The 12,005-nt window shown below is 72.2% G+C and carries 12 protein-coding genes; all 12 read left to right on the top strand.

Annotated elements, in window-relative coordinates; all coding sequences use genetic code 11:
- The coding region (locus D7X74_RS43220; protein WP_158622329.1) for a hypothetical protein at positions 1–654 on the top strand (654 nt) is incomplete at its 5' end.
- A 16-nt stretch (positions 655–670) separates the two neighbouring features.
- A complete protein-coding gene (locus D7X74_RS32640; RefSeq protein WP_120536919.1) occupies positions 671–2,995 on the top strand; it encodes a phage tail sheath subtilisin-like domain-containing protein in 2,325 nt (774 codons plus the stop codon).
- On the top strand, positions 2,995–3,558 hold the full coding sequence (locus tag D7X74_RS32635) for a phage tail protein (RefSeq protein ID WP_120536918.1): 564 nt from the start codon (positions 2,995–2,997) through the stop codon (positions 3,556–3,558). The genes D7X74_RS32640 and D7X74_RS32635 overlap by 1 nt, the downstream gene beginning before the upstream one ends.
- Positions 3,559–3,587: 29 nt before the next feature.
- Entirely contained in the window at positions 3,588–4,079 is a 492-nt protein-coding gene (locus D7X74_RS32630; protein WP_147446761.1) for a phage tail protein, read from the top strand.
- A gap of 1 nt (position 4,080) precedes the next feature.
- Positions 4,081–4,956, top strand: a complete 876-nt coding sequence (locus tag D7X74_RS32625) for a hypothetical protein (RefSeq protein ID WP_120536916.1) — start codon at positions 4,081–4,083, stop codon at positions 4,954–4,956.
- A gap of 18 nt (positions 4,957–4,974) precedes the next feature.
- Complete coding sequence (locus tag D7X74_RS32620) at positions 4,975–5,190, top strand: hypothetical protein (protein ID WP_120536915.1); 216 nt, start codon at positions 4,975–4,977, stop codon at positions 5,188–5,190.
- Complete coding sequence (locus D7X74_RS32615; protein ID WP_120536914.1) at positions 5,187–5,915, top strand: hypothetical protein; 729 nt, start codon at positions 5,187–5,189, stop codon at positions 5,913–5,915. Before D7X74_RS32620 ends, D7X74_RS32615 begins: the two co-directional genes overlap by 4 nt.
- A gap of 5 nt (positions 5,916–5,920) precedes the next feature.
- On the top strand, positions 5,921–6,199 hold the full coding sequence (locus tag D7X74_RS32610; RefSeq protein WP_120536913.1) for a tail protein X: 279 nt from the start codon (positions 5,921–5,923) through the stop codon (positions 6,197–6,199).
- Positions 6,199–7,386: a phage late control D family protein gene (locus tag D7X74_RS32605; RefSeq protein ID WP_120536912.1), complete on the top strand. Its 1,188-nt coding sequence runs from the start codon at positions 6,199–6,201 to the stop codon at positions 7,384–7,386. The genes D7X74_RS32610 and D7X74_RS32605 overlap by 1 nt, the downstream gene beginning before the upstream one ends.
- Positions 7,386–7,760 carry a GPW/gp25 family protein gene (locus D7X74_RS32600; RefSeq protein WP_120536911.1) on the top strand — a complete coding sequence of 125 codons (375 nt, stop codon included), beginning with the start codon at positions 7,386–7,388 and terminating at the stop codon, positions 7,758–7,760. The genes D7X74_RS32605 and D7X74_RS32600 overlap by 1 nt, the downstream gene beginning before the upstream one ends.
- Complete coding sequence (locus D7X74_RS32595) at positions 7,757–11,530, top strand: baseplate J/gp47 family protein (protein ID WP_120536910.1); 3,774 nt, start codon at positions 7,757–7,759, stop codon at positions 11,528–11,530. Before D7X74_RS32600 ends, D7X74_RS32595 begins: the two co-directional genes overlap by 4 nt.
- Positions 11,527–12,005: hypothetical protein (locus tag D7X74_RS32590; protein ID WP_199741945.1), on the top strand; the 479-nt coding region annotated here is incomplete at its 3' end. The genes D7X74_RS32595 and D7X74_RS32590, both read left to right, overlap by 4 nt.

Below are 12,005 nucleotides of genomic sequence, written 5' to 3'. Positions count from 1 at the left end.
GAGGCGGGGGAGGGCGTGGTGTGGCTGTCGGTGGATGGCGCGCCGCAGCCCCTGCTGGACCTGGAGGCCACGCCCGCGCCGCCCGTCGCGGCGCCGGGCGTCACCGTGGCCGCCAGCGACATGGTGCTGACGCTGGGCGCGGACACCGGGACGCCGCTGGCGTTCACCGTGGAGCACCTGCACCTGGTGGCGGAGCCCGTGGGCCCGTTGGACCCATCACTGCGCCGCTCCGTCACCGCCCCGTCGCGGCTGCGGACCGGCGACGTGGTGGTGCTGGGGGACTGCGAGGACGGCTACCGCATTGGCAAGCGGCGCTTCCAGGCGCTGGCGCTGGCGGTGGACGGCGACGAGGTGACGCTCAGCCGCCCCGTGGAGGGCGCCTGGGCGCGGGGTCGCACGCTGGTGTTCCAGGAGGAGTGCTTCTTCTTCCAGACCCAGCTGCGCCGCAAGGACGACCTGCTGAACCACCTGTACCGCTGCAGCGTGGACTACCGGGTGTCCGCGCTGATGGAGGAGCCGAACGCGCGCACCAGCGCCCGGCTCGTGGAGAAGCCCCTGGTGGATCTGGTCGCGCGGGGCGCTTCACGCTCCGCGGGCGGCCACCCGGGAACGTCGGTCACCGAAGTCGACACCGCCAAGCGCGGGGCCATCTGAAACCAGGAGGACGAACGTGCCAGAGCGATTGCATCCGGGCGTGTATGTCGAAGAGAAGAGTGCCGGCGCACGCCCCATCGAAGGGGTGGGCACCTCCACGGCGGCGTTCGTCGGGGAGACGGCGCGCGGCATTCCGGGAATGGCCTGGTTCCTCACCGGCTTCGCGGAGTACGAGCGCGCCTTCGGCGGACACCAGCCCGGGGAGGCGGGGCTGCTCGCCCAGGCGGTGGAGGCGTTCTTCGACTCGGGCGGCCGGCGCGCCTACGTCGTGCGCGTGCTGCCGTCGGACGCGGTGCCCGGGGTCAGCACGGCGCAGGTCACGCGCGCGGGCAACGGCCTGAATGCGCTCACCTTCCTGGCCCGGGGCGCGGGCGACTGGTCCGAGTTCATCCGCATCCACGTGAGTGACTCCACCAACTTCCCCACGGAGGCGTTCCGCGTGGACGTCGTCTGGACGGAGGCCGGCGCCACCCGCACGCTGGAGACCTTCGACGACCTGCGCATGGACCCGTCGGTCGAGGACTACGTCGGCGATCGCATCAACGACATCTCCCGTTACATCCAGGTCCGCGACGAGTACCAGGTGAAGCTGGCCGCTTCGGCCTCGGGCACGGTGCTCGTCGCCGGCCAGCCGCCCCGGCTCAAGGCCGCCGTGCCCACCAGCGGCAAGTACACCCTGTACGACGGCGCGAAGCTCCAGGTCGTCACGTCGGACGCGGCCCAGCCGGACGTGCCGCCCACGGTGCTGGACCTTCCCGTCACCCAAGCCCTGGTGGTCGCCGCCGTCCCGGGCGCCACGTTCAGCAATGGCCGGGTCCTCCTGTCCGCCGCCGACCTCAAGACGTTCCTGGACAAGGCGGTGACGACCGCGGCGCTCACCGGCACCTTCGTCATCAGCGGCACGGACTCGCCGGAGATTTCGCTCAAGGTGGCCACCGGGCCCACGCTCTCCTTCGCGAAGCCCATCGCTCCCGCGACCACCCATGACCTGGACGCGGCGGACCTCAAGGTCACGCTCGGCGGGCCGGGTGGGAACACGGTCGTCCCCATCCCCATCCTCGCGGCCGACGATGCGGCGGTGACGTCCGAGGAGCTGCGGGCGTCGCTGGCCGCAGCGCTCGCTGGCAAGGTCGCCTCGGTGGTCCTCGACGCGGGCAACGTCGTCGTCACCGGCCTGCCCACCGCGGCGGGTACCAACACCCTGGCCTCCAGCGGCACCGGCGTCACCGGCACCGCCAGCGCGGGGACGGCGGGACTGGCGGCGGAGCACTTCGACGGGCTCCAGCTCTCCATCTCCGAAACGCTCCAGCCCACGGTGCCGCCCATGCTCCGGCAGCTCGGCTTCGCGCCGCGCGCCCGGGGCTACTCGGCCAACTCACCCGCCAACCCGCTGGTGCGTCCCGCGAACATCACCCAGGTGCGCCTCCTGGGCGGCAGCGACGGCAGCGAGGCCCTGGACACCTCCGACTTCGCGGGTGACGCGAAGGCGCGCACGGGCCTGCACGCGCTGGACGGCGAGGACGTCAACCTGGTGGCGCTGCCGGGCAAGAACGAGGTCGCGTACATCTCCACCGGCATCGCGTACTGCGACAACCGGGGTGACTGCCTGTTCCTGGCGGACGGCCCCGGCGGCGTGGACAAGGACTTCGCCGTCGCGCCGGATGACGCCAAGCAGTTCATCGAAGGCCTGCCGTCGCGGTCCAAGAACTCGGCCATGTTCTATCCGTGGATCCGCGTGACGGACCCGGTGGGCGTGGGCCGCAATCCCACGCGGCTCGTGCCTCCGTCGGGCCACGTCGCGGGCCTCTTCGCGCGCACGGACAACACGCGCGGCGTGTGGAAGGCGCCCGCCGGCATCGAGGCGTCCATCTCCGAAGCGCTGGGGCTCCAGTACCCGGTCATCGACGAGGAGCAGGACATCCTCAACCCGGTGAACCTCAACTGCCTGCGCCAGTTCCCCGGGGTGGGCATCGTGTCGTGGGGCTCGCGCACGCTGTCGCCGGATCCGGAGTGGCGCTACATCCCGGTGCGCCGCACCGCGCTCTTCCTCAAGGAGTCGCTGCGGCGCGGCCTGCGCTGGGCGGTGTTCGAACCCAACGACGAGCTGCTCTGGAGCCGCATCCGCAATGCCATCCAGGCCTTCATGCTGGGCCTGTTCCGACAGGGCGCGTTCCAGGGCACCACGCCCGAGGAGGCCTTCAGCGTGGTGTGCGACCGGAGCACCAACCCCCAGGAACTGGTGGACGCGGGCATCGTCACCGCGCAGGTGTCCTTCGCGCCGTTGAAGCCCGCGGAGTTCGTCGTCCTGGAAATCAGCCAGAAGAGCCTGCTGGCCGCCTGATGCCGACCCCCGTCCCCGCCAACGCGCGCAACCCGCTGCGGACCTACCGCTTCCGCCTGCGCATGGACACGTCCGCCGCCGGTGACTACGTGGCGGGCGTGCGCTCCGTCTCCGGCCTCACCGTCCAGGTGGGTGCCTACGAGGTGTGGGAGGGCGGCAACAACCTGCACCGCTATGCCCAGCCCCACAAGGTGAGCTGGGACAACATCGTCCTGGAGCAGGGCCTGGCGGTGGATGACACCCTGGAGCGCTGGGCGCGCGCGGTGCTGGAGTTCGTGCGCACCGGCAAGGCGCCCGGCGAAGCGGTGAAGCGCGATGTCTTCATCGACCTGTGGGACGAGTACGCCCACCCCACCGAGGTCCCCACGCCGGGCCCCGCCGAGGCGCGCATCCGCAGCTTCCACGTGCACAACGCGTGGGTGAGCAAGTACCACGCCCTGCCCAAGCTGGACGCCATGGCGGGGGAGGTGGCGCTGATGTCGGTGGAGCTCACCCACGAGGGTTGGGAGCCGGTGCCCCGGCCGCCGCCCTCGAAGGCCGCGCCGTCCGCGTCGCCCGCCTGACGTCCCCTTCTTCCTTCGAGGAGCCCGCCATGCCCCGATTCGTCGAATCCACGAAGCGCGACCCCTTCCGCAACTTCAACTTCCGCGTGCTGCTCAACAACGTGGAGGTGTACGCGTGCCGGAAGATCAGTGGCCTCACCGGCACGGTGGAGGTGGTGAAGTTCCGCGCCGGCAACAACCTCAGCTCCGTGGACGAGCTGTCCCCGGGCCGCGTGCACTTCGACACCGTCACGCTGGAGGCGGGGCTCACCAACGACACGGCCTTCCTCGACTGGGCCACCCAGCTCATCCGCCACGAGGCCACTCCGGGCCTGCGAGCCGTGGAGCCCGAGTACCGGCGCACCGTGGAGATCCTCGTCTACGACCTGGACCAGAACAAGCCGGTGAAGAAGTTCATCCTCCACAACGCGTGGGTCTCGAAGTTCACCGCGATGTCGGAGCTGGCCGCGGAAGCGAACGAGATCCTGGTCTCGATCATCGAACTCAACCACGAAGGCTTCACCAGCGAGCCGGTGGCCTGACGTGCTCTTCGAGCCCCCCATCCCGGTGCTGCTGCCCCACGGCCTCTTCGACGAGGACGGCCGGTGCCACCGCCAGGGTGAGCTGCGCCCGCTCACCGGCCGCGAGGAGTGGGCGCTGGCCCAGGCGGGCGAGCAGCTCGACCCGCGCACCGTGAGCGCGCTGCTCGCTTCGTGCCTGGGGCGCTTGGGGGACTATCGGGATGTGGATGCGTCGCTCGCGGCGGCGCTGACGCGCGGGGACCGGCACCACCTGGCCCTGCACCTGCGGGCGCGGATGTATGGGGACCGGCTGATGCTGGTGGCGCGCTGTCCCGCGCCCGGCTGTGGCGCGCTGGCGGACGTGGACGTGCGCCTGTCCGCGCTGGCACCGGAGCGGCCGGACGCGGCCCCGGAGGTCCTCCGCGTGGTGTTGCCGGAGGGCACCGCCGAGGTGCGCGAGCCGACGGGCGAGGACGACGCGGTGCTCTGGGGCGCGGGGGGCACGCGCGAGGAACGCTCCGCGCTCCTGTGGGCGCGGCTGGTGGAGGTGGAGGGACGGCCGTTGTCCGCCGGGGACTGGAAGGCGCTGCCCGCGCGCTCGCGACATGCGGTGGCGCTGGCGCTGGCGGAGGGCACGACGGCGCCGGACCTGGGGTTGATGGCGCGATGCCCGCGGTGTTCGGCGTGGTTGGAGCTGGAGCTGGATCCGTTCTCGCTCCTGGCGCGCGAGCTGCGGGGTGGGGCGGCGCGGCTGGAGACGGAGGTGCACGTCCTGGCGTTCCACTACCACTGGTCGGAGACGGACATCCTGGCCCTGCCGCGCTCGCGGCGGTGGCGCTACCTGGAGCTGCTGCGCAGAGAGCTGGAAGGCCATCCACTGGTGGATGGCTGGAGCTGACGAGAGGACGCACACGCCATGGCCCCACCCCCCGTGCATGGACAGGTCGGACTCACCCGCCGCGAGCTGGAGCGCGAGCTCGCGTGGATGCTGCGCACCGTTCCGGAGGACCCGCGCGAGCTGATCAAGCTGTTCACCCAGACGATGGTGACGCTCATCGACAAGAACAACGACGCCATCGCCCGGAGCCTCGCCCTGCGTGAGGCGTCCGGCGGCATCCGGGGCAACGGATGACACGCAACCTGGATCCGACCCTCCTCGCGTTCGATCAGCAGCTCGCTCGGGGGATGCTGGTGACGCTGCCGCAGACGGCGGAGGACCCCAAGGCCGAGCCGAGCGTGCGGGCGCTGCGCTTCCAGTACAACCCGGAGACGGTGACGCGCACCCGCGCGGGCCAGTGGGAGTCGAAGCCGGGCAAGACGCCCGAGCAGACCAAGGTCCTGACCGACGGCCAGCGCGGCGGCGGCCTGCACGCGAAGAGTGAGACCCTCGCGCTGAAGCTCATCTTCGACGTGACGGAGGCGCTGCTGCGGGACCGCGAGTGGGCGGGCACGTCCGGGGTGTTGCCGGAGCTGGCGCTGCTGGAGGGGATGGCGCTGGGCAAGGACCAGACGGGCGAAGAGGAGAAGAAGCCCGCGACGAAGCTGGTGTCGCTCACCCCCACGGAGCTGCTGCTGCTGCTGGGGCCGCGCACGTTCCCGGTGGTCATCACCGGGATGACCATCGTGGAGCAGCGCTTCGACACCGGGTTGTTTCCGCTGCGCGCGGAGGTGGACCTGCGCATGCGCATCCTGGAGGTGGGGGAGAACGCGGCCAACAGCAAGGTGGCCCAGGCCTTCAACAACCTGAGGGATCAGCGCAGGGAGATGGAGGACCTGGCGGCGGTGAAGGGCGCGGACGCGCAGACCCTCATCGCCCAGGCGCTGGAGCCGGGCCTCAAGTCGAACGGCACGGTGTAGCGGCCATGAGCGACCCCTCCTCGCGCAACAAGGACCTGCCGACGTACGCGGTGCCCCTGGGCGCGGGCGGCGCCACGGTGTCGCTGTACGTGCCGCGCGTGGCGCCCCGTCAGGCCACATCCCTCTTGCACAAGGTGGTGGCGGGGGACCGGTTGGACCTGCTCGCGCAGCGCTACTTCAGCGACCCGTTCCAGGCGTGGCGCATCGTGGACGCCAACCCCACCTTCGAACCCGAGGCGCTCCTGGAGCCGGGCACGGTGCTCTTCATTCCGGAGAAGCCCTGATGGCGGAGCAACGCGCGGCGTTCCTCCAACTGTGGATCGACGGGCAACCGATGACGGATGCCCGGGGCCGGGTGTCGCGCCTGGAGGTGGACGAGCGCACCGACGACGCGTCGTCCTTCCACCTGTCGCTGGACATGGCGCCCACGGACGCCGGGGACTGGGACGCGCTGGCGGACGGACGCTTCCAGTTGCTCAAGCGCATCACCATCAGCTTCGGGCTGGGGGCGCCGGACAGCGAGGCGCCGGACGTGCAGGAGGTGGTGTTCGACGGCTACATCACGGCGGTGGAGCCGTACTTCGGCCCGTCGCGCGTGCCGGACTCGTCGCTGGAGCTGTACGGGCTGGATGCGTCGTGCCTGATGCACCTGGAGGAGCGCACGCGTTCGTTCAGCGGCCTGTCCGACGCGGGCATCGCGCGGCAGCTCTACGGTGAGTATGGCTTCGGGCTGGATGTGCAGGAGACGGCGCCGGTGCGCGACGCGGCCCGCGCGGTGGTGCTCCAGCGTGGCACGGACGCGGCGCTCCTCCGGTGGCTCGCGAGGCGCAATGGCTACGAGGCCTTCGTGGAGCGCAAGCCGGGCCCGGTGGGCGCGGGCGGCAACGCGGCGGCGGAGTGCGTGGGCCACTTCCACCTGCCCCGGCCGGACGGGCCGAAGCAGCCGGACCTGTCGCTCCTGCCGCGCTCCACGCCGTCGGTCATCGAACTCAAGGCGCGCTGGGAGAGCCACCGGCCCACGGAGCTGCGGGGCAACCACATCGACGAGCGCACACGGCGCATCCGCTCGGCCACCGTGTCCGCGCCGCGCTTCCCGCGCATGGGGAGCACCAGCCGCGCGGACATCCTGAAGGCGCGGATGGCGGCGGTGCTGCCCAAGCGTCCCGACGTGAAGGCGGTGGGGTTGCAGTACGTGGACGTGCCGCACGACGTGCCGGAGGTGGAGAACCTGGCGTGGGCGGACTACCGCGAGGCGGACTGGCTGGCGGAGGCGAACGGCACGGTGCAGGGCCTGCGCTACGAGCGCATCCTCCGGGCGCGGCGTCCGGTGGGGCTCGTGGGGGCGGGCACGCTGATGGACGGCACGTGGTACGTGCGCGGCGCGCGGCACCGCTGGGTGTGGGCGGAGGCCCTGGCCCGCTACGAAGTGGACGTGGACCTGGCGCGCGACGCGCTCAACGGGGTGGCGTGATGGGCCGCGGTCTGCACTTCCCCTTCCAGTTGGGAGACCTGGGCACGCCCCGCACCGTGGGGCCCGCGCAGGTCATCCGGCAGCAACTGGAGCAATTGCTCTTCACGCTGCCCGGGGAGCGGGTGAACCGGCCGCGCTTCGGGTGCGGCGTGCAGAAGATGGTGTTTGGCGCCGCGAGTCCGCAAGCCGCCGCGGCGGCCGAATACATCATCCGCCTCAACGTGCAGGAGTTCATGCGCGAGCAGATCCGGCTGGACGCGGTGAAGGTGACCGCCGAGGACGCGACCCTCTACGTGGACATCCTCTACACGCTGCTGGCGACGGGCGAGGAGCACGCGGAGCTGTTCCGCCGGACGCTGGAGGCGCCCCCGTGAGCGCGCTCGTCCTGACGCTGCCGCTGGAGGACTCGCTGGAGGCGGCGAACACGGCATTGCAGACCGCGCCCCCGGGCGAGGTGGAGTGGGTGCTGCCCGTGGGCGTGGGCGTGCTCACCACCGACTTCGTCATCGGCTCGCCCGTGCACGCGCTGCGGCTGCGCGGCGGGGCGGGGGTGACGCTGAAGCTCGATGGAGGGTCGCTCGAACTCATCGGCATGGTGACGGGCCTGTTGGACGTGGCGGTGGTGGCGGCGGAGTCGGCGAAGGGCCTGGTCCTCAAGGGCGGTCGGGTGGAGGTGTCGGATGTGTCGGTGGCCGCCACCGCTTCGGCGGACTGCACGGCGCTGACGGTGGAGTCGCCTGACGGCACGGTGATCATCGACTCGCTCACGGTGACGGCAGCGCAGGGCGCGGACGCGACGGGGCTGCTGCTCCGGGCGCAGGAGGCGCGGATCACCGGACTGTCCCTCTCCACCGTGGAGGCTTCGTCCGGGGACGCCTTCGGCGTGCGGGCCGTCTGCCAGCGCTCGCAGTGGGCGGACGTGACGATTCGCGAGGTCCACGGCAGACAGGTGGGCGTGGGGCTGGAGCTCGCGGGCCTCTTCCGCGCGGACCTCTCCGGACTCACGGTGTCCAAGGTCTCCGGCGCCCGCGCTGTCGGGGCACGGGTGCTGGTGGCCCGCGAAGAGGGCGAGGGCCTGTCCGCGGTGGACGTGTCCGTCAGCGAGGTGAAGGCACTGGAGGCGCAGTGGGGCGTGGGGCTGCTGGTGGGCGCTCCGGGTCCGCTCCAACTGCGCGGCTTCACCGTGCGCGAGGTGCGAGGCGCGTTCGCGCTGGGCCTGCTCGCGCTGGGCGGGCGCGGCATCGAGGTGGGCCTTGGACAGGTGGAGGAGGTCCTGGGTGGCACCGTGGCCACGGGCATTCGGGTGCTGGGCGGACCTTCGCTCTCGCCGGTCGTCGTGCGCGATGTGGAGGTGAGTCGCGTGGCGGCGGCGCCGGTGCCCGTCGGTGCCCAACCGGCTTCGGCGTGGTCGGACTGGCTCACCGCCGCGCTGGAGGCCCTGGCGGGCGCCGTCTTCGGTCCGCTGACGCTGCCTGCGTTTCCGCCGGACGCGGACGTGGTGGGCCTGCACGTCGCCGCGCCGCTGGGCGGTCTGGAGCCCGTGCTGGACGTGGGCACCCCGGGGGAGCTCTCCGTCGAGGACTGCTCCCTGTTCGTCATCACCGGCACCGCGCTGCAACTGGAGGGCGGGCTGCGCACCGCGCTGGTGCGGCGCACCGAGGCGTGGACGTCCGTGCACGCGGGCTGGCTCCAGGCGGAACAGCTCCTGTTGGCGCAGCTCACCTGGCACCGCCATGCGCACGGACTCCGGCTGGGGCCGGGCGAGGTGCGCGCGTATGACTCGCTCTTCACGGCCATCGTCGGAGCGCCCTTCGTGTTGGAGACGGACGCGGAGCTGTCCTCGGCGCTCGCGCTGTTCGCGGAAGGCTCGGGGCCGCCGTTCCTGGCGGTGGGCCCGCTGCCCTACGTGACGCCGGGGACGCCGACGGTGCCTCCGGTGCTGCTCACCGGAAGCCTGCCTCCGCCGGAGACGGTGGACCTGCGGTTGGTTCCGGAGGTGGCGGTGTCCCGCGCCGCGGTGGTCGTGCCCGGGGATGGTCCCAGGGACCCCGCGCCCTTCGTCGGGGCGTGGGCTCCGGACGTGGTGCCGGGCTGTGACGTGCGCGATCCGCAGCCCCGTCCGTGGCTCGCGGCTCCGGAGCGGCCGGCGCCCGGCGCGCTGGTGGACTACCTGGCCCGGGATGCCCGCTCGCTGCTGGCGGTGATGCTGGAGCGGGCCCGCACGGTGATGGCGCCATGGGAGGACCGGGGGCCGGCGGACTTCACGACGATGCTGCTGGAGGCGGTGGCGGCGCAGCTGGACTCGCTGGCCTACCAGCAGGAGCGCGCGGTGGTGGAGGGCTTCCTGGAGGACGCGCGGCTGCGTCGCTCCGTGGAGGACCATGCGCGCGCGCTGGACTGCGTGCCCGACCCCGGGCTGTCCGCCACGGCGATGCTGCGCTTCCGGTTGGACGCGGACGCGCTCGCGGTGCTGGTGAAGGCCCGGTTGGAGGAGCTGGACCTGTCTTCGCTTCCTCCCGGCACCACGGCCCTGGAGTTCCTCACCGGCGGGGGCGTGCTGGAGATTCCCGCGGACACGCTGGTGGCCAACAGCTCCACGCAGGAGCAGTCGCTGGTGTTCGTCACCGAAGCGCCCCTGTCGTACTTCCCGCGCCTGGAGTCCATCCCGCTCGCGGAGTCGGTGCTCGTGGGGGACACCGGGGCCACGCTCGCGGGGGTGTTCCCGGAGCTGGAGCCGGGCCGCTGGCTGGTGCTGTACCGGGGACGCGGCGAGGGCGGGCTCGTGGTGCGCGTGACGTCCGTGGCGCTCGCCACCGACACGACCTTCGTCGGATGGGATCCGCGCAGGCTGGCGACGGAGCCGTTCCTGGCCCCTGGCGATCCAACGCCGGGACCCCGCGCGACGGTGCTGGGCAACGTCGTGCCCGCGCACCATGGGCTGCCGGTGACGCCGCTGCCGGAGGGGTTCGAGGCGGACTCGGCGGAGCCCTTCGCGCGCAGCCTCGCTCAGTGGCGCGCGTTGCTGTCGCCCATCGTGGACGGCAGCCGTGAGCGCGAGGTGGTGCTGCCCTTCCATCCCATCAGCGTCCAGGCCACCGGGTATCCCCTGCCGGGAGAGGAGGGACGGCGCGGGACGCCTCGCATCCAGGTGAGCGTGGAGGACGACCCGTGGACGCTGGTGGACGACCTGTCCGTGCAGGGGCCGGGGGATGAGGTCGTCGTGTTGCGCGCGACCCCCACGGGCGGCGCCAGCCTCCGGTATGGAGATGGCGTCAACGGCGCCGCGCTGCCGCCCCGACCGACGGCGCTGGGCCTGTCGCTGCGCGTGGGGCTGGGGACGGTGGCCAACGTGGGGGAGGGCGTGCTCACGCGGCTCCTCCAGGTCCCGCTGGATGCGCAGCGGTCGGCGTCGGCGGGCGCGCTGCTTGAGCAGTCGATGGACGACGTGCGCCTGCTGGTGCGCGTGGACAATCCGCTGCAAGCGGTCGGGGGACGCGACCCGGAATCGCTCGACTCCCTCCGCTACCGCGCGCCAGCGGGCGTTTCCGAGCCGCTGTCGGCCGTCACCGTCGAGGACTACGTGCGCCTGCTCCAGCGGATGCCGGAGGTCGCCGGGGCGTCCGCGCGGGTGGTGGCGAGGGAGCTGCGCACCGTCATCCGCGTCACCGTGCTGCTGCGCGACGAGGACACGCTGGACCGCGATGAGATCCTGCGCCGGTGGGCAGGCGTGCGGCGGCGGCTGGAGGAGATCCGCCTGTTGGGCGTGGACGTGGAAGCACTGCCGCCCCGGTGGGTGCCGCTCGACTTGGATTTGGAGGTGGACGCCGCGCCGCACGCGCAGGCGGATCAGCTGCGCGACGCCGTGGTGGGCGCCATCGCGGGGGACGGCGGTCTGTTGGATCCGGACCGCTCCGGGCTGAACGGAGATGTGCAGCTCGCGGACCTGTACCAGGCGGTGCTGCGGGTGGCCGGGGTGACGGCGGTGCGGGTGAAGCGCTTCCGTCGGCTGGAGTCGCACGCGCCAGAGCGGCTGGCCGAAGGGGTCATCCCCATCGGACCGGAAGAGGTGGCCACCGCGCGCGGCGGCTTCTGGCCGGGCTCCGAAGGGGTCCTCACCGTGCACGTCTGTGGAGGGCTGCGATGAGCCGCGTTCCCGCCACGCACCAGGCGCTGACACACGAACAGCTCCGCACCCGGCTGGGTGAAACGGCGCGCAATACCTTCGCCCGAGTGGACGAGGCGCCCACGTGGAACCCGCTCGCGTACGCGGCGCCGTCCTCGGTGGACCTGGGGCGCGGGGTGCTGGACAGCGTGGCGCTCGCGCTGCACGTGCTGTGGACGTACCAGCAGGCCTGGGCGGAGGAGTGCTTCCTCACCACCGCTCGGCTGGAAGGGTCCGTCTCCAAGCTCTTGGGGCACATCGGCTACCGGCCGAGTCCGGGCACCGCGGCGGTGGGCCTCCAGCACTTCCGCTGCAAGGCGAACGTGAGCGGCACCTTGCCGGCGGGCTTCGCGGTGACGTCGGCGGCGGAAGGAGAGGAACTGGCCGCCACCTTCGAGACGCTCGCGCCCCTGCGCCTGCTGCCGGAGCTCAACGAGCTGCGCGCGTTCATGCCGCC

The organism is Corallococcus sp. CA047B (assembly GCF_003612065.1).
In the GTDB taxonomy this organism is placed as follows: Bacteria; Myxococcota; Myxococcia; order Myxococcales; family Myxococcaceae; genus Corallococcus; species Corallococcus praedator.
This window is presented reverse-complemented; position numbering and strand designations above follow the sequence as displayed.

Bases quoted from the DNA above. Each gene is read 5' to 3' on its own strand.
- D7X74_RS32600 (WP_120536911.1), top strand. From the start codon at position 7,386: ATGGGCCGCGGTCTGCACTTCCCCTTCCAGTTGGGAGACCTGGGCACG.
- D7X74_RS32610 (WP_120536913.1), top strand. From the start codon at position 5,921: ATGAGCGACCCCTCCTCGCGCAACAAGGACCTGCCGACGTACGCGGTG.
- D7X74_RS32615 (WP_120536914.1), top strand. From the start codon at position 5,187: ATGACACGCAACCTGGATCCGACCCTCCTCGCGTTCGATCAGCAGCTC.
- D7X74_RS32635 (WP_120536918.1), top strand. From the start codon at position 2,995: ATGCCGACCCCCGTCCCCGCCAACGCGCGCAACCCGCTGCGGACCTAC.
- D7X74_RS32620 (WP_120536915.1), top strand. From the start codon at position 4,975: ATGGCCCCACCCCCCGTGCATGGACAGGTCGGACTCACCCGCCGCGAG.
- D7X74_RS32630 (WP_147446761.1), top strand. From the start codon at position 3,588: ATGCCCCGATTCGTCGAATCCACGAAGCGCGACCCCTTCCGCAACTTC.
- D7X74_RS32605 (WP_120536912.1), top strand. From the start codon at position 6,199: ATGGCGGAGCAACGCGCGGCGTTCCTCCAACTGTGGATCGACGGGCAA.